Source organism: Vibrio sp. Scap24, assembly GCF_013394185.1.
GTDB classification, from domain to species: Bacteria; Pseudomonadota; Gammaproteobacteria; order Enterobacterales; family Vibrionaceae; genus Vibrio; species Vibrio pomeroyi.
On record NZ_CP041332.1, the window covers coordinates 1119661 to 1141490 of the forward strand.

General features: G+C 43.0%; 19 protein-coding genes and 1 pseudogene. 4 read left to right on the top strand and 16 right to left on the bottom strand.

The window, feature by feature from the left end; translation table 11 throughout:
* The first annotated feature begins 113 nt into the window (after positions 1-113).
* Positions 114-416, top strand: a complete 303-nt coding sequence (locus FLM53_RS04595; protein WP_017632557.1) for a DUF1330 domain-containing protein — start codon at positions 114-116, stop codon at positions 414-416.
* A gap of 191 nt (positions 417-607) precedes the next feature.
* Here the strand turns inward: FLM53_RS04595 and FLM53_RS04600 are convergent, their stop codons facing one another.
* Both FLM53_RS04600 and FLM53_RS04605 read right to left on the bottom strand, forming a co-directional pair.
* Entirely contained in the window at positions 608-2305 is a 1698-nt protein-coding gene (locus FLM53_RS04600) for a solute:sodium symporter family transporter (RefSeq protein ID WP_176680353.1), read from the bottom strand.
* A gap of 102 nt (positions 2306-2407) precedes the next feature.
* Positions 2408-4531: an alpha-galactosidase gene (locus tag FLM53_RS04605; protein ID WP_176680354.1), complete on the bottom strand. Its 2124-nt coding sequence runs from the start codon at positions 4529-4531 to the stop codon at positions 2408-2410.
* A 248-nt stretch (positions 4532-4779) separates the two neighbouring features.
* On the opposite strand from FLM53_RS04605, the gene FLM53_RS04610 reads away from it, so the two are divergent.
* Positions 4780-5847, top strand: a complete 1068-nt coding sequence (locus FLM53_RS04610) for a LacI family DNA-binding transcriptional regulator (protein WP_176680355.1) — start codon at positions 4780-4782, stop codon at positions 5845-5847.
* Between the two features lie 292 nt (positions 5848-6139).
* Complete coding sequence (locus FLM53_RS04615; RefSeq protein ID WP_256099340.1) at positions 6140-7249, top strand: phosphatase PAP2 family protein; 1110 nt, start codon at positions 6140-6142, stop codon at positions 7247-7249.
* Here the strand turns inward: FLM53_RS04615 and FLM53_RS04620 are convergent.
* On the bottom strand, positions 7236-8165 hold the full coding sequence (locus FLM53_RS04620; protein WP_176680357.1) for a LysR family transcriptional regulator: 930 nt from the start codon (positions 8163-8165) through the stop codon (positions 7236-7238). The two genes, FLM53_RS04615 and FLM53_RS04620, sit on opposite strands and share 14 nt — an antisense overlap.
* A gap of 101 nt (positions 8166-8266) precedes the next feature.
* Here FLM53_RS04620 and chrA point away from each other — a divergent pair, with 101 nt between their 5' ends.
* Positions 8267-9412 carry a chromate efflux transporter gene (gene chrA / locus FLM53_RS04625; protein ID WP_176680358.1) on the top strand — a complete coding sequence of 382 codons (1146 nt, stop codon included), beginning with the start codon at positions 8267-8269 and terminating at the stop codon, positions 9410-9412.
* A 100-nt stretch (positions 9413-9512) separates the two neighbouring features.
* Here the strand turns inward: chrA and FLM53_RS04630 are convergent, their stop codons facing one another.
* From FLM53_RS04630 to FLM53_RS04690, 13 genes and pseudogenes are all read right to left on the bottom strand, one after another.
* Positions 9513-10529 (bottom strand): lipopolysaccharide assembly protein LapB, encoded by a 1017-nt coding sequence (locus FLM53_RS04630; RefSeq protein ID WP_176680359.1) that lies wholly within the window; start codon positions 10527-10529, stop codon positions 9513-9515.
* Complete coding sequence (locus FLM53_RS04635; protein WP_176680360.1) at positions 10526-11497, bottom strand: type II secretion system F family protein; 972 nt, start codon at positions 11495-11497, stop codon at positions 10526-10528. Before FLM53_RS04635 ends, FLM53_RS04630 begins: the two co-directional genes overlap by 4 nt.
* Positions 11498-11500: 3 nt before the next feature.
* The gene (locus FLM53_RS04640; RefSeq protein WP_176680361.1) at positions 11501-12466 is read right to left on the bottom strand and encodes a type II secretion system F family protein; all 966 of its coding nucleotides are present in this window, start codon (positions 12464-12466) and stop codon (positions 11501-11503) included.
* Positions 12467-12476: 10 nt separating this feature from the next.
* A pseudogene (locus tag FLM53_RS04645) lies at positions 12477-13787 on the bottom strand (CpaF family protein); the annotation flags it as partial.
* 174 nt (positions 13788-13961) lie between these two features.
* Positions 13962-15176 carry an AAA family ATPase gene (locus FLM53_RS04650; protein WP_176680363.1) on the bottom strand — a complete coding sequence of 405 codons (1215 nt, stop codon included), beginning with the start codon at positions 15174-15176 and terminating at the stop codon, positions 13962-13964.
* Between the two features lies 1 nt (position 15177).
* Positions 15178-15678, bottom strand: coding sequence for a TadE/TadG family type IV pilus assembly protein (locus FLM53_RS04655; RefSeq protein WP_176680364.1), 501 nt, complete (start codon positions 15676-15678; stop codon positions 15178-15180).
* Positions 15678-16106, bottom strand: a complete 429-nt coding sequence (locus tag FLM53_RS04660) for a TadE/TadG family type IV pilus assembly protein (RefSeq protein ID WP_176680365.1) — start codon at positions 16104-16106, stop codon at positions 15678-15680. Before FLM53_RS04660 ends, FLM53_RS04655 begins: the two co-directional genes overlap by 1 nt.
* 2 nt (positions 16107-16108) lie before the next feature.
* Positions 16109-17374, bottom strand: a complete 1266-nt coding sequence (locus tag FLM53_RS04665; protein ID WP_176680366.1) for a Tad domain-containing protein — start codon at positions 17372-17374, stop codon at positions 16109-16111.
* 14 nt (positions 17375-17388) lie between these two features.
* Entirely contained in the window at positions 17389-17658 is a 270-nt protein-coding gene (locus FLM53_RS04670) for a hypothetical protein (RefSeq protein WP_176680367.1), read from the bottom strand.
* Complete coding sequence (locus FLM53_RS04675; protein ID WP_176680368.1) at positions 17648-19105, bottom strand: type II and III secretion system protein family protein; 1458 nt, start codon at positions 19103-19105, stop codon at positions 17648-17650. Before FLM53_RS04675 ends, FLM53_RS04670 begins: the two co-directional genes overlap by 11 nt.
* An 8-nt stretch (positions 19106-19113) precedes the next feature.
* Positions 19114-19863 (bottom strand): Flp pilus assembly protein CpaB, encoded by a 750-nt coding sequence (cpaB, locus tag FLM53_RS04680; RefSeq protein WP_176680369.1) that lies wholly within the window; start codon positions 19861-19863, stop codon positions 19114-19116.
* Positions 19856-21205, bottom strand: coding sequence for an AAA family ATPase (locus FLM53_RS04685; RefSeq protein WP_176680370.1), 1350 nt, complete (start codon positions 21203-21205; stop codon positions 19856-19858). Before FLM53_RS04685 ends, cpaB begins: the two co-directional genes overlap by 8 nt.
* Positions 21206-21244: 39 nt before the next feature.
* A complete protein-coding gene (locus FLM53_RS04690; RefSeq protein WP_176680371.1) occupies positions 21245-21775 on the bottom strand; it encodes a prepilin peptidase in 531 nt (176 codons plus the stop codon).
* Positions 21776-21830 lie beyond the last annotated feature (55 nt).

A 21830-nucleotide genomic window follows, 5' to 3' on the forward strand; every position in this document is an offset into this window, starting at 1 on the left:
GGGTCACTCGAACTACTATTATTTCGTCCGCTAGCCAAGACGTTAGCAAGACAGCTAACCAATAACTAAAGTGCACAGACTCATTCAGAGCGTACAACGTAGAGAACATCATTATGTCTTACTATTCAGTACTAGAAGTAACACCAACAACAGATGCATGGGTTGCCGATTACATTGGCCCTGCAAACAAACTGGTTGCTCAATACGGCGGTAAATACCTAGCGCGTACTTCTAGCCACGAACGCCTTGAAGGCGATGCAGAACAGCCTGCACTTCGTATCATCATCGAGTGGCCATCAAAGCAAGCTGCGGTAGATTTCATGAACGATCCTGGTTACGTTCCACACCTAGCAGCACGCACTGCAGGTTCAGTTAGTCACCATGCGCTTATCGAAGGTAAAGACGACCTAGCGTAATCAGGAGTCCAATTATTGGTTAATGGCTATGATTAAACATGACCATTTCCAAAAGTAGAAAAGCCGCACCATCATTGTGATGGTGCGGCTTTTTATTATTCGTTCTAAAGCATTTGGCCTATGATGATCTTTTCACTTAACCAACTATTAATTACCAAATAATCAGATAGTTAATAAGTTATCTTAGAGCATCAGACCGTCGCTTCAACACCCTTCTTTCGTTTTGCTAGTCGTCCAAAAATACCAAGCAACATAACAATGCCACACACGCCATAAACTTGCATGATGGTTGGATCGTCCGATACAAAACCAACATCAGAGAACATAACGTAAGCGCCAAGCACCATGTAAAGAATAATCGCTGAAGCCTCGAAGCGGAACTCCCACGGCGTCACATCGATATTTTCGTTTACTGGCATCTCGTACTCAGATTCACGAGGCATAAAGTGACCAATGATGAACATCAGCGTGGTACATACTACGAACAGAATCGCCAATTGGTGTAGGAAGTGAATCGGTGTTTTGAAGACTAGCTGCATTGCCGCATAAGAACTTACGAACACCACCAGCGCCACTTTTGCTGCTAGAGCAGGTACACGTTTAGAGATGTAACCAACAAATACGATGGTAAAGATTGGCACACTAAAGAAACCAGCCACCATTTGCAGGTACTGGAACAAGCCTTCAGGTGCGTACATGATGAAAGGAGCGATACATACCGAGATAATCGCAATCACAACACCAAAGATACGTCCTTTACCGACCAACTCTTCATCCGTTTTACCTTGACCAAACAGCGGCTTATACACGTTCAATGCAAACAAGGTAGTAGAGCTGTTCAACACGCCGTTGAAGGTACTCAGAATCGCACCAAACATCACTGCAACGAAGAAGCCAACCAAAGGCTTAGGCAATACTTCGTTAACCAAACGGGTATACATGGTATCTGGGTTGCCCGCATCAGCACCAAACATGTGGAACGCAATAATGCCTGGAATGATCAGGAACAGCGGAGAGATAACCTTAATTGCACCCGCAAGGATGACACCTTTCTGGCCTTCTTTTAGGTTCTTAGCACCCAATGCACGTTGGATGATCGATTGGTCAGTACCCCAGTAATACAAGTTCACCAATAGTAGACCTGTGAACAATGTTGAGAACGGCAGTGGATCACTTTCTGTGCCGACAGATTGAAGCTTCTCTGGCGCCGCATACAACAGGATATCTAGACCCGCACCAAAGCTGCCCTCACCCAGTACCATCAAACCAAATACTGGAATCATCATGCCGCCGACAATCAAACCAATACCGTTGATGGTATCTGCGATGACCACAGCTTTAAGGCCGCCATAAATAGCGTAAAAGAAGCCAAGTAGTCCGATTGTCGCCGAAATTAGCGCTATTGAGCTAAATTCAGAGATATTCAGTAAGGCTTGAACATCGAAGATTTCACCCAGAACAACGGCACCAGCGTAAAGTGTGGTTGGCAAAATATTGATAACGTACTGGCACAAGAAAAGCAGTGTCACGAACTTCTTCACAGACATGTCGTAACGGCTTTCCAAAAAATCTGGAATGGTGGTAATACCTTGCTTCAAATAGCGAGGAACAAGCATCAATGCGATGATGACCAACGTGACACCCGATGCGACTTCCCACCCCATAACGCTCATATTATGCGTGTAAGATTGGGCACTCATGCCCACAAAGCTGGTGGCGCTTAGGTTGGTTAAGATCAGTGAACTGGCGATCAGGCCACCGGTCAGGCTTCTTCCGCCAAGAAAGAATCCATCTTGTGAGGTGTTTTTGTCGTTCTTAACTTTGTTGTAGGTGTACGCGACAACAAAACCAGTAAACAACAAAAATGACAGCAGAACTGTAATAGACATTTTGTTTTCCTTTCGTTTAGTTATTGCGGCAGCACTACCTCGCTGCCGATTATAATTTTTATATTTAGATTTTTATTTGTAGGGGTACTCAGAGTTAGCAATTCACATCTTTTTTAGATGCACAATTAAGGCTGACTCTGGGTCTAAAATAGGTAAGGTCAATCCAATTTCTTTGAGGTTGTCACCGCTTAACGTCAGTGTTTTATCCAGCCATTGAGGGCGTTGCTTCATCAGTTGGAAGCTGGTTTGCGGCATCTCCACCAGCTTCACTTTGTATTGAGCGTTGTCTTCGACGCAGCTGATTCGCAGGGGTGATGGTAGAGCGTGATCTGGCATGGCTAATTGGCACACCGTAATCAACATCTCGTTATCATTTTGCACACCATAAATGTTCTGATTCTTATCCGCAGGATCCATACGGAAGCTACGACCAGAGTGCAGAATATGGCGGAACTGTTTATGCAAAGCGATGTAGTGAGAGAAAGCTTTCTTCTCTTCTTGGGACTCTTTTACTGGGTCTAACTCAACGCCCATGTGCCCCATTAATGCTGTTACACCGCGCATATTGATACTATGACGACGATTAGTTGAGTGGCACTCAGCTGGGCCAATGTGTGCACCCATCACTTCTGGTGGGAAGAAGTAACTCATGCCCTTTTGAATCGCTTGACGCTCAAGCGCATCATTACAATCCGATGCCCAAAAGCGATGGGTACGCTTAAGGATTTCAAAATCGATACGGCCGCCACCAGACGAGCAAGATTCAATCTCAACCTCTGGGTGTGCTTCGTTAAGTTGGTCAACTAAGCGATACAAAGCCTGAGTTTGACCGTGCACTGCCGCTTTACCGTTATGGCCAGGTTGAACCAATTCACGGTTCATGTCCCACTTGAGGTAGGTGATGTTGTAGCGAGTGAGCAGATCATCTAAGCGTGAGAATAGGTAATCAAAGCACTCTGAATTTTGCAGGTCTAAAACATACTGCCAACGACCTGAAGGCTGATGATAGCCTTGCAAACCAAGCACCCAATCAGGGTGGTTACGATATAGATTCGAATCTTGGCTCACCATTTCAGGCTCAACCCAAAGACCAAACTCCATACCTTGTTGGTTCACATGGTCAATAACGGGCTCTAAACCATTTGGGTATTTCGCTTCATCGAGATACCAGTCGCCTAACGCTGCACGTTCGCCGTCACGCCCAACGAACCAACCATCATCAATAATGAAACGTTCAACGCCCATCACACCGGCTTCCGTCGCCATCTGCATGATGTATTCAGGTTTATGATCGAAGTAGATCCCTTCCCAAGTGTTTAAATGAACAGGACGTGGTTTGTCGGTTGGAAAGTTGATGATGTTATCGCGAACAAATTGCTGAAAACAGTGAGCGATGCCATTCAGGCCTGAATTACTGTAACAGCCAAATAGCCAAGGGGTTTGATAGCTTGCTTGAGGTTCAAGAATGGATTCGCCCGCCAGCAATAACTCGCCAGCTTGCACAAAACGACGACCGTCACTACGAACGTCAGCACGCATTTGGTGGTTGCCACTCCAACCTAAATGGAAGCCCCACACCAAACCTTGTTGCTCTGAGAATCCTTGAGTGCCCGCAAACATACCTGGGAAATTTTCGTGAGAGGTTCGGCCGCGGCGGTTCTCTTGCATGAAACCACCGTGCTCAAATCGCTGACGCTGTGTTTGGAACTCATGACACCAACGACCATGGAACGTCATCAGCTCATTAGCATGATTCGGAAGTGGCAGTGTTGAGGACAATTTGTTGAGGTAGTATTTACTGTCGCCTTTATTGGTAATCGTGACACGTTTTTGAACCACATCAGATTGGTAATCAAGCTTAATTTCGACGGTCAGTTCAAGCTTGGCTACCGTGTCTTCAAGAACAAATATCGCTTGCTGCACGTTAGCTTCACCGTCTGTAGTACCAGCCTCAACACGCGTGGTATTGAATACTGGCGCCCAATCTAAGCCATCACGATGCCCTTCTACTCCCGGCGCGTTAAAGTGACCACTGCCAAGTTCAGGACATAGAGAAAGTGGCACATCGACATCAAGGCGCGCTTGAGAAATCGGTCTCTCAGTTGATAACAGCAGATCTTTATCAATGCTGGCGATCTTCACTCCCCAGTGCAGGATCTCTGGAACACGCCCTGATTTGATGATCAAACTGTGGTTTTTACTTGTTAGATGAATAAACTCGCTCATAGCCAATCTCATATTGTTTTCGTAAACATAACTTGAGATTAATAGTGAACCTAGAGACTATAATTAATACCAAATAGAGCAAATAACGTGATCCAAAAGCAGTTATTCCTTTTCAAAATTTGCACAAGATCGATTGTTTTCGGAAACATAAATAGTGTTTCAAATGACATTTATTTGAAGGTGTACAAGGTTTATTTCATATAGATTGGTTAAGCTTGTTTCATTGTCAAAGTCTGATGAGCAGAATAATGAGTGTCACCTTTAAAGATGTCGCAAAGCTAGCGGGTGTCTCTACCCAAACCGTTTCTCGAGTGACAAATGGTTCAGAGAGCGTCGCCGAATTAACACGTAACAAGGTTAATGCGGCCATTAAGCAATTGGGATATGTACCAAACAAGGGCGCGCAAATGCTCAGTCGAGCTAAGTCCACCAGCGTTGGGTTGGTGACTCTCGATATGGCATTGCATGGCGCAGCGATGATCGCCAATGGCGTGCGAATGCAGGCTCATGACATGAATTATGGTATTGCTTTCTCTGTTGTGTCAGAGCCCAACCTCGCTAACACGCGTGAAGCTATCCGTGAATTAATGGCTCAACAGGTCGACAGCATCATTCTGAATGTGCCTTTAAAAAGTGCCGATGCAGAATTATTAGTCGAACAGTACCAACACTTAAATCTTATCTTCATTGATGTCCCCTCCAACAGCCAAGTGAACTATGTTTGCGGTGATCACGCTGAAGGAGCAAAACTTGCGGCTCAACATCTGATGGAGAGTGGGCGAACTCACTACCTATTGATCACAGGTCCAAATGAATCCAGTGCATCTCAGATTCGTCACCAGAGTTGGTTAGCAGCGTTATCAGATGCCGATTGCAAAGTGCAGTATCAATACCAAGGAAACTGGCAAGCAGAAAGTGGCTATCTTGGTGTTCGCGAAGCTATCGCGAAGCAAGCCGTATTTGATGCTGTGTTGGTGGCAAGCGATCAGATGGCATTAGGAGCATTGCGCGCCCTGCAAGAACTGCAAATTCCAGTGCCTGACAAGGTCGCAGTCGTCGGTTTTGATGGCATCGAAGACAGCGCTTTCTTTAACCCACCATTGACTACCATCAAACAGGACTTCACCACGATTGGTCGACAAGCTGTGGTACTTGCAGAGAAGCTCAACGCTAATTCACAAGATGCTTTGCTACAACACTATATAGAAACTACATTACTCCCAAGAGAAAGCAGCCAACCTAAGGTGACCGCACAATATGAGAAACAAGAGATAGAACGACTGCTGCAACGGATTCAAACCCTTCTGCCTGAATAGAGATGAAAAGAAAAAGCGCTAGGGGGAGCTAGCGCTTTAAGACCAACTAAGTCCGTTTAGCCTGGTAGGTTTTTGAGCTATATCATGGGGATATAACCAATTTTTTTACTTAGGTAAATCAAAAAGCCTATTCTTTACGACTGCTTTGAGCCGTAAATTAAGTATAGTCGGGTTGTGAAAAATGGAAGGAATTATTTCTTTTATTTTTGCTAAAGCGAATAAAGCTAAAGTAGCAAAGGAGCTTAAATGAACTAACCTTTAATCATGATAGGAAATCTTGATGAGGGGTTACATGGACCCAGAGACGACAACCGCTAAACCCGTTCCTCAAAATGATAAATCAAGCTTGTTATCGTCTTTACTTCATGAATTCAGAAGAAACAAACTGATTTTGTATTATGTTGCATTCATTGCCCCACTCACTTTAATCATAAACATGTTTGTTCCCGAGAATATGAAATATGACATTTATAGCTATATCGATGTTTTGATTACTATTTGCTATGTCACTTTTATTATTTGGGCCACATATTACTATTGTTATTTATTGTTTAAACGAGAAAAGAGCCCAACGATACGGCTAATAAAAAAAGTAAAATCACTGCTATTCCCCATATCTAAGCCTATTTATTTTGTTTTGTTAATGCTCGTATTAAACATTTCATTCTCGAGCTATACATTTATAAAATCACTCATCCCTCACTTTAATCCATACAACTTAGACCTTACCTTTTATCATTTGGACAAGTGGCTGCACTTCGGTATATCTCCATGGGAAATAACACATTTCTTCCTGCCTAATGCAGCTTCAACTTTAGTGATTAATTTTCTATACAATTTGTGGTTTTTTCTTATGTGGGGGATGTTACTGTTTTTCATTGTCTATCGGAAAAATGACCAACTGCGTAACCAGTTTATCCTCACATTTTTAGTCTCGTGGTTCCTTCTGGGAAACATCATGGCAACATTATTATCATCTGCTGGCCCTGCATTCTTTCATCATTTTCATCATCAAGATCTCTATCTAGAGTTGATGCAACGTCTGGATCTACAGAACAATGAAATAACTCAACTAAGTGTATTTTCTTTATGGACATTGTCAGCACAGGATATGCTTTGGGATAGCTATGTTACAGGAATAAGAGGTAGAGGAACGGGCATCTCCGCCATGCCTAGTTTGCATGTAACAATCGCAGTGTTAATGGCCATGACCGTATTTCGGTTAAACAAAAACTGGGGATATATTGCGTGGGTTTACGCTTTTTTTGTCCAAATTGGTTCCGTTCACCTAGCTTGGCATTACGCGATAGATGGCTATTTCGGCGCAATACTTGTTGTTGCTCTCTGGCACTTGATCGGTTACTTACTCCAAAAGAACGCGCCCTCAATTACTCGGCAGTAATAACAATCTCAACCGCTTGAGAAATTATCTTTCTCAAATGAGTATTCTTGTCGTTTAATTGTTTTCCCTTGCGATAAACAAGCTGTATATCGAAGTCTGGAACATCTATCGGCGGAGCAACTGCTATCAATGAACTATCTACATTAGGGGCATTTCTAGCAACTAGCTTAGGCACAATGCACAATAGCTTTCTTCCACTGATCAATCGTTTAACCGTTAAGAAGTTACTCGATGCGATTGCCACTTTTCTTGTGTAGCCCAACTCCGCAAGTTTAATATCAACCGCCGTTGTTAGCGCGCCACTCGGTGACACTAATGCGTGCTCTACAGAGACAAACGATTTTAGTGACATCGGTAGGTCTATATCCATAATCGATTCATCAAGCAAGCAGACATGCTGCTCAGTGTAGAGGTGTTCAATACCATACAATTTAGGAGCCTCACCGAAACTACCTATTGCAATATCTAGCTTTGCCTCTTCGAATACTTGCTGGTAATTGGTTCGATTAACGTTGAAAAACGCAACTTGAGAGCTTGGTGAAGCTTGTTTGATAAAGTCGAATATCATTGGCCCAAACATCTGCTCTGCGTAATCGGTAAGCCCAATCTTCCAACTGCCTTTATAGCTATCAATTTCAAACCTTTTAGATAAAAGAACTTCTGATTGAATGGTATTAAGCAGCGCATCAACGGTGCTTGATAATTCAATCGCTCTGTCAGTTGCTTCCATTTTGCTACCAACACGTTCAAATAAAGGGTCATCAAACAGCTTTCGTAATCGTTGTAGGCTATGGCTCATCGCAGATTGACTGACATAACAACGCTCAGCAGCCTTGCTGACACTGTTGGTTTTATACAGCGCCTGCAGTGCAATCAGTAAGTTAAGATCGATTCCTTTCCAGTTAAAATCAGCCATGTATCAGAACCCATTTCATTAATAGTTATAATTAAAATAATTAATTTGAATCATAGTCCAACTCCACCTAAATTACGCTAAACATTTATCTGGAATCGATCATGCTTTCAATTTTTAAAACCTTTTTCTGGCTTGGCTGGATTAGCTTTGGTGGACCAGCTGCACATATTGGCTACTTCCGTAAAACCTTTGTTGAGAAACTGAATTGGTTATCCGACGAAGAATACGGGCAAATTGTTGCTCTCAGTCAGTTCCTACCGGGCCCAGGCTCAAGCCAAGTTGGCTTTGCGGTTGGTTACAAAAAAGGTGGCTTAACCGGTGCGATTGCCGCATTTATCGGCTTCACATCCCCATCGGTCATTCTTATGCTGATATTGGCTTTAGTGAGCAACCAACTATTGGAAGCGCCGTTGTTCAACTCAATCATCCACGGACTAAAGCTACTCGCAGTTGTGGTTGTAGCTGATGCAACGTTCGGCATGTACAAAAACTTTTGCCAATCAAAGATAGCGACCGCCCTGTGTGTGATTACAGCGATTGTCCTGCTGTTAGTTCCAGGGATCTGGCCGCAAATCTTCGTACTTCTGTTTGCAGCTATCATTGGCAGCACGTTTTTGACTTCACAAGAGCTAAAGACGGTTCCATCGACACACAAGATATCCATAACACCGCTCGTTATTTTCGTAGCGCTTTTGGTTGGCCTTCCTCTGTTCAGTGCATACTCTCAAGGTATTGAAGTCTTTGGTTTGTTCTACCAAGCGGGCAGCTTAGTATTTGGTGGCGGCCATGTGGTACTCCCATTGCTACAAAATGGTATTGGCGACCAACTATCGCAAGATGCATTCCTAACAGGTTATGCAGCAGCACAGGCAGTACCAGGGCCTATGTTTACACTCGCGACTTACTTAGGTTATGTATTGATGCCGTCAGCACCGATCACAGGCGCACTGTTAGCGACGATTGCTGTGTTCTTACCGGGCTTCTTATTACTACTAGGTGTACTGAAAAACTGGCAAGCAATTGCGAGCAAACCTCTGGTTGCTGGCGCTCTTACTGGTGTGAATGCGGCAGTTGTAGGTCTACTACTTGCTGCCCTGTATCAACCTATCTTCACAAGCGCAGTGAGCAGCGGCATAGACTTCGCTCTTATCATTATTGGTGTGTGGCTATTGAAAACAATGAAGATGCCGATTGTAGGGTTAGTTGGTACCTTTATCGCGGCAGGTGTAATTCTTAACTACTTGTAATTAAGCGCTTAAATACCAAACTGACTAACAAATAATAGCCCCTGATAAGGAAACTCATCAGGGGCTATCTTCTTTGTAATGGTTTAACTCGATAGAAGCGTTATATCGGAGTGCTTGCTTTCATTTCCCTTACCTCTGCCAACGCGCGATTTAGGTTCTCATTAGCAATTTTGTAGTAAGAAGGTTTTTTATCGATGGCTTGTTGAAGATAGGGAATCGCTTCATCAGGTCGACCTTGGATAATAAGAAAATACCCAACATTGTTGAGAGCTTCCGGTGCATCCATATGGCGCATGAAAACGTTTATTGCCTTTTTCACATCACCTGATGCTAGGTAGATAAGTGCAAGGTTGTTCTGAGCTTTCTCATTGTTAGGTTCTATCTCTAACGCCGAACGCGTGTACTGATACGCTTCTTTGTAGTTACCATACATGTAATGGGAATAGCCCATGTTCAATAGTGCTTTTACCGAAGTCTTATCGATAGTCAGCGATTTCTTAAAATATTCTTGGGCGATCTGATGTTTACCTTCAACATCTTCCAACACACCAATCCCCATGTAAGCCAATGCTGGAGACATACTATCAACCTTCAAACCAGCGACTTCACTTTGGCTTAATGCTTGGTAATTCTTCGTCGTTTCACTGCTCTTCAAACGAACTTGGTCTGCATTAACGGCTTTAAAGAAATAGCTGCGACCTTCGTCGGTGCGACGCTGTTTGGTATATAAAACACCTAATTGCTCTAAGACTTCAGTATGTGCTGGGTTAAAATCTAGTGCCGCTAGATACGCTTTTTCAGCGAGAGCATAATTGCCTCTAGATGAGTGAATTCGACCGATCGTAAAGAGCGTTTTATCGTGAAACTCTTGTTCAGGAAAAGACAGAGATCGGATATATTCATAAAGTGCTAAATCGATGTTGTTATCTCTCAATGCAACATCACCTCGCATGATGGCTTCTTTTTCACTGACTGGTGGATCGTCACTGGTTAATGTGTCTATTGGCTTACCCGAATACAGCTCGGCATCAAACTGATTGGTTGGTTCATCAGAAGAGGCACACCCGAGAATCAATAAAGGCAGTAAAAGTAAAACCATTCTGTTCATTCGCATCATAAACCTACTCCTGGCGCACTTAATGCGTCCATAACAATCATCATCCCTGGTCCTAGGGCAACAATGAAAAAACAAGGCCAAATAAATAACAACATAGGAAACAGCATCTTGGTAGGTATTTTAGCGGCAATTTCTTCGGCTGCTTGCTGGCGTTTATCTCGAAAATCTTCGGTGTAATCACGTAAGGTTTGCGCCAAACTGCCCCCCATTCTTGAAGCATGTGAGAGCAAAGACACAAGCCCTTCTAGCTCACGAAGTCCCGTCCGCTCAACGAGTTGACTCAAAGCATCTGGCATGGTGACACCCGCTTGGATTTTGGCAAATACCGTATCTAGCTCATCGGCAAGTTCAGGTTGAGAAATGTAGAGCTCATTAGCGACGCGCCCTAGAGCAGCATTAAAGCCAAGGCCTGATTCAGTACACACAACAAGTAGATCAAGTGCATCCGGCACCCCATTTCTAATTTTTCTTTGTCTCTCTTTTTGCATTTTACTCAACACAAAGTTAGGTAAAAACGTACCGACAAAGATACAAGTCACAATCAATAAATTGTTGTAACTGTCGCCAATAGCTAGATAAAACACCATGAATGCACAAACAAACCCGATTAATGCTGAAAGCACTTTTAGAGCGTAAAACACCGAAAGTGCACTTTTTTCATGGTATCCCGCATGCATTAATTTTTCGGAATACGTTTCGTTGTCCTTTGTGTTTCCTCGCCCAATAAATGGCGTTAAAGACTCCAAGGTATTAGTAAAATCATAAGGTTTTCGGTTACCCGTTTGGCTGCCCCCAGAAATCTGCTTTAACTTTTTATCCAACGGCGAACGTGAACCAACAAACAAAAAACCTAAAGTAAGAGTAAGTAACATCGTGGTGAGCAGAATCATTCCGTAAAGCAAGGTTTGACTGCTGAAACCGATCTCAGAGAGTGTTTGTTTCCATGCTTCCAAATCAAAGAATTCCATAATCTATATCTCGATATTGATGATCTTTCTTATCCACAAGGCCCCAATAGCCAATAAAACCACTCCAACACTGACCATCGATATTCCTCTCGGGTCACTGTACAAAGGCTCGATATATTCGGGGTTTACGAATTTAAGACCGAAAAAAAGGGCAAACGGAGACAGAGTCAGTATCCAAGCTGAAAGTCGACTCTCGGCAGAAAGGGTTTTAACTTTCCTTTCTAATTTAAAGCGGGCTCTTAATACTTCAGATACTTTTTGTAGGTTCTCAGAGAGATTGCCCCCGGTTTCTTTCTGCAGCATAACCGCACTAGAGAAAGCCAACATTGAGACGGTCGGCACCCTTTCTGACATTTGTAAAATGGCGAGTCTTAAATCGTAGCCATAGTTGAGTAAGTTATAGGTATTTTTAAATTCGACCCCAATAGGCTCAGGCATCTCTTCGCCTACCTCATTGAAAGACTGAACCAGTGGTTGGCCAGCTTGTAAGGCCCTTCTGATAATATCCAAGGCTTCTGGTAGCTGTTCTTCAAATCTTGCCATTCTGTAGGTCACTCTATTTTGTACAAACAGATAAGCGATGACCCAAACAAAGACAAAAGCGGCAACACAAATGAACCACACCTGATTAAAAACCAGAGCGATCAGAACTAATAACGTTCCACATAAAAATACAATCAACAAGAAACGACTCAATGTGAGTTTAAGGCCAGCTAACTCAAGCATGCGTTTCAGGTCAGCAAAGAAAGGAATAACGATCAATTTTCGATCGAGCGGTGATAACTCTTTGTTGTAGTGTTCTTTTAAGAGCGACAAGCTCTCCTCGTCGATATTCCTCTGCGTCTCTTTTAAACGACGAGATAGCTCTTTGTGCTTGGCTTTCTTACCAGCCGCAGGCAATAACAAGGCCTGTGAAATAAACAACACTGCGACAAACAAAAGGGCCAACGATACAGTTACATTATCCATAATTGGCTCCTCAGCTATGTGACTCAGTAAAGAGCTCAAACGGCAAGTCAAGGCCACGCTTAACTAACTGGTCATGAGACTGAGGTACCACGCCTGTTGCAGTGTAGTAACCTAGGATGTTGCCATGCTCATCTACACCTTGACGCTGGAAATGGAAGATCTCAGACATGGTTATCATCTCTCCTTCCATCCCATTGATCTCTTGGATACTGACCATGCGACGCTTACCGTCTTCTTGGCGCTCCATTTGAACCACCAAATGAATCGCAGAAGCTATCTGTGCTCTGAGGTTTTTCGTTGAAATATTCCAGCCAGCCATCGAGAACATGTTTTCGACACGACTGAGTGCATCTCTTGGTGTATTAGCGTGAATAGTTGCCAATGAACCATCATGACCCGTGTTCATCGCCGCTAACATATCCACCGCTTCACTACCACGCACCTCCCCAACAACAATACGGTCAGGTCGCATACGTAAGGTGTTTTTGACGAGCTCTCGCTGACTGATCTCACCTTTACCTTCAAGGTTTGCAGGGCGAGTTTCTAGGCGAATAACGTGTGGCTGTTGAAGTTGGAGTTCGGCGGAATCTTCAATCGTAATGATTCGTTGGTCTCGAGGAATAAAACCAGAAAAAATATTCAGTGTGGTGGTTTTTCCTGACCCGGTACCACCTGAAATCAAGATATTAAGTTCACCTTTTACAGCAGCTTCGACAAACTTAGCCATCTGTGGGGACGCAGACTTATATTCCAATAAGTTGTCCATCGTTAAGCTGTCTACAGCAAAACGTCGTATCGATACCGATGGGCCGTCTAAAGCCAGAGGAGGGATAATCGCATTAACCCTTGAACCGTCGACCAATCGAGCATCAACCATTGGCGACGCTTCATCAATTCGACGCCCGACTTGGCTAACAATGCGATCTATGATGTTTCTAAGATGTCGGTCATCTAAAAAGGTATAAGGTGTTTTTTCTAATTTACCGCCACGTTCAACGAACACATTTTTAGGTCCGTTAACCAAAATATCGGATACCGTTTTATCTGCCAGCAATGGCTCTAATGGCCCCAAACCAAAAACTTCATCTTCGATTTGTTTGATAACTCTTTTTCGCCCCTCAGCACTCAGAGCATGACTTTGGTCGTCAGCCATTAATTGAACAATGGCTTCATGAAGATCAACCTTGGCACGCTCTTTATCAAGGCTTGAAAGCAAACCAAGGTCGAGAGTTTCGAGCAACTGCTTATGAAAATAGTGCTTAATAGAAAGCTCTTGCTCTAAGACTTTTCTGGCTTCATTGACTGATTTTTCCTGCTCTTCATTGGCATCTAAGCCTTGCGGAGCAGTCGATTCATTAACAACACCCATAGGAAAAGCCGCAGTGTTATCACTTTCTTGTTGTGAAAATTGTTCTACTTTTTTTTCAAACTCAGGGTTTATATTTTTCCGTTTAAAAAACATACCGATCCCTCACCTATGCTTAGAACAAACAACCTATGAAAATATCTTTTTGAGCCAGCCTTTCTCTTCCTGCTCGGGAGGAGAAAGGATATGAGACAAATCGATGATCGAGCGCGTAATCGAACTCTTCTTCTTTGACTCAACCAAAGGCTGTCCTAAATTGGCGCTCTCTAGCGCCACTTTAAAATCGTTGGGCATTAAATGGATATCATGCTTTCCAACGGTTTGTTCTATATCCGATAACTTAATGGTTTGTCGCTTCTCATAGCGATTCACAATGATCTCGATTGCGTCTTGCTGCAACCCATACTCAAATTTCAGAGTTCTTACCAATCGGTTACTGTTTTTAACAGATACTAAGGTTTGCTGAGCAACCAGTAGCACCTTAGTCGCAGGAGAGATAGCCGATGCAAAAATATGATCTAACCCTCGAGAGAAATCGATAATAATGTAGCGATAGAAGCGACGTAATACGGGCAATAACCGCCCAATTTTCTGCGCGTGTTCATAATCATCCGCGTTATTTTCATGCTTGAAGCTTAAGACGTGTAATCCTGACGAGTGCTTGTTCACCAAGCTTCCCAAAGACATCTCATCCAAGTCATTGGAGCTATCGATGGCATCTGAGATGCTGTAAGTTGGTGTGATATTTAAATATTCAGGAATAACACCAAATTGAAGGTCTATATCAAGTAAAAGCACCTCATCTGGATGATAGCTGGCTATTTCTACGGCCGTATTGAGCGCCAAGGTTGTTGCTCCCATTCCACCTTTGGTGTTGATAAATAGGAACACTTCTCCATAACTCGAGTTTTCAATTTTCTCTGCCGCCGTTTTCTTGAGTAGAGGCAGAAGACCAGAAATAGAAATATCGTGAGATAGGAAATCCGAAGCGCCAAGTCTTAATGCTATTTTTAATGACCCGTTGTCATTCTCGTCACCAAACACAACCAAAGATAAATCATGCTCTTCTAACTGCAGATTATAGCTTTGTAGATCCACCATTTTCTGAGCCCAACCACCACTGGCTTCGACAAAAATCAGATCGGGCGCGTCAATATTTTTCACGTATTCTTCCGTCATCCCAAGCAAAGAAAATGACTCGATGTGAACATTTCGGCAGCGTTTCAACTGCTGTCTCATGTGAGAATGAAAATTCTCATTATTATAAATGAGCCACACATTCAAGTTGGTTTTAAGGCGAATCGCATCGTCTTCATTTGGTAAAATATCAATTGCTTCGCCCATATTACCCACCCTGTATTTGTTCCGGACATCTTGTCCTAGTATTTGTATTGGCTTTGATTACACCTAAATTCTCAGCGGGTAAAATCGTCTCAAACGCAGGTGCCGCAAGAAACCCATTTGTCCCTAAAAAACTGAGGTTGCTGATCAACTGAATGCCATAGCCTGTTGCTCTTGCTCGTACAAACTTAATTGCACTAAAATTGGTTTCGAAATCAGAGGTAATTTCAGCGCCAGCAGCATCCAAATACGCCACCTCCAAGTTGCTGTCGCTAAACCCCAGTAGTGGAATGTCTTCTACAACAATCTCCGCAATATTATCGCGATCTAAGACGTAACAAACGGTCGCCAGCCTTGCCGCTTTTCTCGTCGCCTCGTTAACAATCTGGAGTGAGAACACATAAGCCCCCAAAGCCAAAATCAGAAAAATCAGCAAGAAAACCAACCAAGAAACTATCGTAAACTCGATAATGGCTAAGCCGTTATGCTTCTTGATTGATTTCATCAGAAAACCCTCATAACTGACGACACACTCAAGGGGACAGATAAGCTTTCAGATGAAAATGGAATCGATAAAAAGTGAGGAACATAGTCGTAATTAACCGTTACTCTCACATAACTGTCTGCTGAAGGAGGAGTGACAACTACGTCAGAAGTAGCAAGACTAGAAAGTATGGCCGTACCTGCAGTATTCTTACCGTAAACCACAACATTTTGAATTTCCGCAGTAGGAGCCAATGTCCCACCCTTTGTTCCGTAAACCTCACTCACAGCATAACGAACCCCGTTTTGAACCGATTTTGATATGATATTGTAGTGAATTAGGATGTTTCCCAGTTCAAGAACCAACACCAAGAAAAACAGTAATACCGGTGTCGCAATTAACATTTCAATCGCAGCGAGGCCTTGTTGTTTTTTTAAGTTGTTATCCATAACTAAGAGCCTCCTCCATCTGGGTCTTTATACAAAACAATTTTGTAAGGACCTTCAGTTGATGACTCAGCCCCACCTGAACCGCCAACAACACTGCAAGAATGTATAAATTCACCAAACACTGCCGGAGTACCTGAATTGTTAGTTGGCGCCTTTTGCAATAAGAAGAAGCACCCTATTTTCTGAACGGTAAAACTGGTTACTCCACCACTTTTACCTGAGCAATCAACCATAGGAATAGGAAGAATGCGTCGCCATGCTGTACCATCAGAGACACAGCCAGAGCCCATACTTGCTATACATGCGTTGGTGTCGGCCTCATATTGGGAATAGGTATAAGAGCCATCAAAATCAATATCACCCGTTTTACTGTCTATCTTAATTTCAGAACTGGGCTCAGTAGTTACATAATCAGATGGGTAATCTGAACTTGATAAGCCGCCACCATAATCACCAAAACGAGTATTTAAACCATCAGCTGTAGGACCAACCGTTCCCCCAGGCTTGGTAGTAACACTGTCTCCAATAGCGACGGAGTAATCATAGTAACCAGCTAAGGCTTCTTTTACCGTGCTTCCTCCAGATCCAAAATCCAGTAAGTGATAATTACCATTTCCCATTTGAGACAGTTTTTTATCGCCCACTTTTAGAGCATGAACTGCGCCTACCTCATAACCAAAGACATTGGTAATTGCCTCACCGGTAGCATCATCATAACCATCTTCGTTAATATCGTTATCTGAAGTCCCGTCACCAATACACACTCCAATAGGCACAATGTTATTCACGACTTGCAGCCCTGAACTTGGTCCTGCAACCGCCGATGCCGATACGCTTTTCTCTAAACCGAACATCTGAATAAAAAATTCATCCATATCTAATGAGCTGACATTAACTCGAATATATACATCATCATCAACACCAAACGTAGGTGTCCCCGCAAAGCTTTGAGGATCATTAGAGTATTCAACGCTAACCACAGCCGTCGAGAAATCAAATTCATGATTACCAGAAGATCCAGCCATGGCATTCAATGTTGATGTAACTTCAGCAGATACCGCGGCTTGATCTTTACTGTTATCCAAAATCGTCGCTGCCGCTAACGCCGCTGAATCAACCGCATTCTGTAAGCGAGTTTTATTCACTAGCATATGGTTTATATCCACAGCTAAAGCTGATACGGCTAGAAAAACTAACAGGGCAATGGTCACAAAGATGACTACCAACCCGCTCTGTTTTTTAGGCATTTTTGATACTTGATACAACATAAAGTACCTCCAAACTAATTAAAGCTCTTCAAAACCTGGCTGCTACTTCCGGAGAGTTCTTCATCACCTTTACCCACATACTTATCGTATCCCGCTTGCATGCGCTCCCCAGTACCATCAGGTAGAACCTGCAAGTTCTCTTGAGTTGCATTCGGGTTGTACGTTTGCTCCATTTTCAGCTTAGCAACCGACTGACCTAAAGGGGCATCATTCGCACACCCCACCAATAAAACGACGAGAAAGACCATCATTGTTTTAATCATATCTATCTCCTTATAAATCATGACCAAATGAGCCTTCACTACCACCATCAGTTGGCGCGATACTCTTAGAAGAACTTGTACTACTGTTATCTTCGGAATCGGAAGGCTCAGCAATATAAGCACCTCTACCCAACAGGTAATATTCAAGATCATTAGGATCAACAAAAGCATCGGTTGGTAACGTGACTTTACTTCGGTCTACGGGTTTAGCGAGCCTCGGTGTAACAAGAATGACGAGCTCGGTTTCACCGGATATATATTCTTGGCTATTAAAAAGCTGACCTAACACTGGCACATCACCGATACCAGGCATTTTGTTACTTACATCTCGTACGTTTTCACTCAAAAGCCCTGCAATACCGATAGTTTGACCATCAGCGAGCTCAAGTGTGGAAGAAGCACTTCTACGTGTGATCGGTGGAATAAAGTATGTTGCATTGGTCGAACCTGGGTCGATCGTCAATGAGCTGTTATTAGCAATCTCACTCACATCTACCGCTAGGTTCAGATTGATTTTTTGATCGCTGAGTACAGTCGGAATAAATTTCAGCCCTACCCCGTACTCTTTGTACTCAATGGTAATACCGTCATCGTCTGGAACAGGAATAGGGAACTCACCACCCGCTAAGAACTCGGCCTTAGATCCACTCAATGCCGTTAGGTTAGGTTCTGCTAATACCTTAGCCACACCATTCTGCTTGGCGACATCCAACGCAAAGGTAAACAAGGTATTGCTATCAATGAATGAACCTAGAATCCCATAATCGGTTGACGTGGGAATATCAAAGATGGGCGTTGCCCCCAATACACCAGCTGGAACCGATGAGCCACCCCAAGAGAAATTAGAACCACTGGTTTGGAAGAAGTGGAAGTTTGCATCGAACTTTCTCACTAGGCTTCGCTGCACTTCTGCGACGGTCACCTCTAGCATGACTTGCTGAGCACCACCAATCGACATCAAGTTGATAACCCCAGTTGCAGCCGCTTGCTCACTGCCACTTTCTTTTGAATCATCCGCGGCTTGCCCTGCTGCGTAAGTTTCAGCAATTCTCATCGCCACATTCATTTTTTGTTGGTTACTGATTTGCCCACTTAACAGCAAACGATTCTGAGCGCTGTGTACCTCAATCGTTTCATCAGGAAGGAACTCGTACAGCTTCGACTTCAAACTATTAAGATCATGAGTGACTTCGATATTAATAGATTCAATCAACTGGCCGCGTGAATCCCATGCCATCAGGTTGGTTGCACCCAATTTGTTACCAATTAAAAACACTTCGTTTGACTTCAGAATCACGATATCCAAAACATCAGGATCACCAAGAGAAACCTTGCTCGCTTTGCCTGAAAGCACCACATGCGTGGATTTATGATGTGGAACCGTGACCGTTTTTCCGGTTTGTAATGAAGCAAAACTTACAGTCGAAAAACAAATCAGGCTCAACGCACACACTAATATTATTCTCATATCTCACCTCAATCCTTGACGCGAACATTGGATGTTTCCGTACCCTTAATAATGATCACGCTTGGTCTAGGCACGTATCGACGAACGACTTTCTTTTCTACTTCATGAGGATTTCTTAAGGTTAGCTGGATACTGCCTTTGCTCTTCGCCGTCAGAAGCTTTTCAGCATCTTTAGGGGTTACCTCAAGCGTTACCGCACGAACAATAATAGGGCTGTTTTCTTTGGTTCTGGCAGTCTGGTCAACGGCTAATACCTTAATGTCTTTCAACACCGTTTGAGTCGACGCAGAGTTTTTACCGTAGGAAACGGTATTAAGAATATCGACCTTATTTCCGGGTAGTAGGAAACCAGCTACACCAATAACATCATCCACTCGAATCGTCACTGCTCGCTTATTCTCAGGAATGAGTGCCGCAAGTGTCGAACCTTCACCGGGAACGGTAAAACGTAACTTATGAAGTACCTCTCCGGCATAAATAGTGTTCGCAACAACCTTACCAACGAGCTCTGACTCATCTGAATAGTTGTTGTCATTAATCCAATCAACTTCCATCAACTTAGTCGTTAAGAATTGCTTTTCAATTATGGTTCCAGCTTCAATTTCTTGAGACGCAACTACAACCGGGTGACGTTCAACCTCTTCGACTTCAACAGTCGGTTGAACTTGGTCGTCCATCCATTGCTTAGCAAAGAATACAGCTGCTAAGCCGAATACTACGGACAGTAAAAACAGTAGGAAAACCTGACTCTTATTCATTATTTTCTTCCTCGTGTCCATCAGAGGTAAAGTAGACTTCCCATGCCATGGAAAGAATATCGAAAGTAATAACGGGCGGGAGTTGCTCAAACGAAAGAATGTCTTTACTAATACCTACGAGGTCTTTCGGTAAGCAGGGGAAAAGTGGCACCTTATAAAGGGTGTGCATTTGCGACAGACGCTCAAAGAATCCATCTTGTAGCTCCATCTCTTTCTCCGCTACAACGTTCATCCATAAAGCTTCATAATCACGTTGATTAAGAGGTTTAAACTCAATTTTATAACCCAGTCGGCGTAAGAATGCTGGGTCACTGATCTTCTCAGGGTTCAAGTTCGTGGAGAAGGCAAGCGTTAACACAAATGGCATCGTGACTTGTTGGCCATTAGGTAACGAGAGGTAATCAAAAGAATACTCCATCGGCACAATCCAGCGATTAAGCAATGTATCCACTGGCATTGGTTGGCGTCCAAGATCATCAATAACAAAGATGCCGTTGTTGGCCATCATTTGTACGGGAGCCAACCAAACTCGACTGTTCTCAGAGTGATTAACTTCAAGCATGCTCATGGTCAGCTCACCACCAACCTGAATGTTCGGTCGTTCACAATTAAGCCAACGCTTATCGTATTGATCTTTAAGAGAGACGACATTCTCACTACCATTACTATCTAGTGGTTTATGGTGTTGAGTAGAAAAAACCTTAATGATATTTCCGAGCGCATAAACGGCATAAGGAATAAAAACGGATGTGTGTAGAGCATTCACAATACGTGTTGCAACAAAGGTTTTACCGGTTCCTGCATGCCCATACAGAAGCAAAGCTCTACCCGAATTAATTGCAGGTCCCAACACCGAGATCATTCTGTTGACGCCATAAACATCACTCAGTGCCGCTTCGACATGTGGTCGCGTCACTAACTCAGCTCTCAGATCTTGTTGTTTTACAATGTCACTATATTGAGCAAGTGAAACAGGAACAGGTCCAAGATAGGCATCACGGGTAAAGGCGAGGTCAGCTTCTTCCATACCTTTCTCCGACAAGGAATATCGGACATGGCTATGTGAAGATGACTCTAAGGAGAGAGCTGACACTGGCTGGAAAACTTCAATCAATGATTTTTTTCTGAGTACCGCAAGTCCGTTTTCAACAATATGCGTCACTACACACAAGTAGTTAGAAAGCTCTAAGACATCAGATTTAGGGTATGCAGATAAGTGCTTGAGCAATAGATTTTCAATCACAACTTCAGGTATACCAAGCGATTCAATGGAAGTCGGAACCAAAGGAGCTGATATTTGAGGCTTTAAAGTGCTCGGGGAAGGAATCCCTCTCATATCCATATGTTCTCTCCAACACACCGAATAATGGTTAAATTTAAATTACATAAAATAGCTATACATTGCTAAGCCTATAACAACTGAAGGTGCGAAAGGCATCGTCACCTTATTAGAATACCTAGAATGAACTGTAGACAGTTTTCTAGTAATTGGCGATATTCCACTGACTAACATTAATTTTTCTTCAAAATAACCTCTAACGGTTAGAGACTCGCTATTAGCTCGACTATGAAATAAGTAAAAGGTAGCTATTATTCCTGAAGCAATAAGAATATAGAAAGAAATATCGACTAAATTACCCCACCCAACATATAAACCTATCACACCTAAAAATTTGACATCCCCCGCTGACATTGCTCGTAAGAAATATAAAATAAGCCCAGATACGAAAAATGCTGCCGACCCTGCCAGAGAAATGGCAAGTGAACCCCAAGTTAATCCGTTATTAATTGACAAAACAAAATATAACAATATAAATAAAATCAATACTTTATTTGGTATCCTGTTTTCTTTTACATCGAAAACCGATACGACAACTAATAACACCCAAAATACAAGAGATTCACTTATCATTCATTCATATACCTGACACAATTATTAAAAATTTACTGAATAAAGCGGTGGCTAT

Coding starts and splice junctions, on each gene's coding strand:
- FLM53_RS04595 (WP_017632557.1), top strand. CDS start 114: ATGTCTTACTATTCAGTACTAGAAGTAACACCAACAACAGATGCATGG.
- FLM53_RS04600 (WP_176680353.1), bottom strand. CDS start 2,305: ATGTCTATTACAGTTCTGCTGTCATTTTTGTTGTTTACTGGTTTTGTT.
- FLM53_RS04605 (WP_176680354.1), bottom strand. CDS start 4,531: ATGAGCGAGTTTATTCATCTAACAAGTAAAAACCACAGTTTGATCATC.
- FLM53_RS04610 (WP_176680355.1), top strand. CDS start 4,780: ATGAGTGTCACCTTTAAAGATGTCGCAAAGCTAGCGGGTGTCTCTACC.
- FLM53_RS04615 (WP_256099340.1), top strand. CDS start 6,140: ATGGACCCAGAGACGACAACCGCTAAACCCGTTCCTCAAAATGATAAA.
- FLM53_RS04620 (WP_176680357.1), bottom strand. CDS start 8,165: ATGGCTGATTTTAACTGGAAAGGAATCGATCTTAACTTACTGATTGCA.
- chrA (WP_176680358.1), top strand. CDS start 8,267: ATGCTTTCAATTTTTAAAACCTTTTTCTGGCTTGGCTGGATTAGCTTT.
- FLM53_RS04630 (WP_176680359.1), bottom strand. CDS start 10,529: ATGATGCGAATGAACAGAATGGTTTTACTTTTACTGCCTTTATTGATT.
- FLM53_RS04635 (WP_176680360.1), bottom strand. CDS start 11,497: ATGGAATTCTTTGATTTGGAAGCATGGAAACAAACACTCTCTGAGATC.
- FLM53_RS04640 (WP_176680361.1), bottom strand. CDS start 12,466: ATGGATAATGTAACTGTATCGTTGGCCCTTTTGTTTGTCGCAGTGTTG.
- FLM53_RS04650 (WP_176680363.1), bottom strand. CDS start 15,176: ATGGGCGAAGCAATTGATATTTTACCAAATGAAGACGATGCGATTCGC.
- FLM53_RS04655 (WP_176680364.1), bottom strand. CDS start 15,678: ATGAAATCAATCAAGAAGCATAACGGCTTAGCCATTATCGAGTTTACG.
- FLM53_RS04660 (WP_176680365.1), bottom strand. CDS start 16,106: ATGGATAACAACTTAAAAAAACAACAAGGCCTCGCTGCGATTGAAATG.
- FLM53_RS04665 (WP_176680366.1), bottom strand. CDS start 17,374: ATGTTGTATCAAGTATCAAAAATGCCTAAAAAACAGAGCGGGTTGGTA.
- FLM53_RS04670 (WP_176680367.1), bottom strand. CDS start 17,658: ATGATTTATAAGGAGATAGATATGATTAAAACAATGATGGTCTTTCTC.
- FLM53_RS04675 (WP_176680368.1), bottom strand. CDS start 19,105: ATGAGAATAATATTAGTGTGTGCGTTGAGCCTGATTTGTTTTTCGACT.
- cpaB (WP_176680369.1), bottom strand. CDS start 19,863: ATGAATAAGAGTCAGGTTTTCCTACTGTTTTTACTGTCCGTAGTATTC.
- FLM53_RS04685 (WP_176680370.1), bottom strand. CDS start 21,205: ATGGATATGAGAGGGATTCCTTCCCCGAGCACTTTAAAGCCTCAAATA.
- FLM53_RS04690 (WP_176680371.1), bottom strand. CDS start 21,775: ATGATAAGTGAATCTCTTGTATTTTGGGTGTTATTAGTTGTCGTATCG.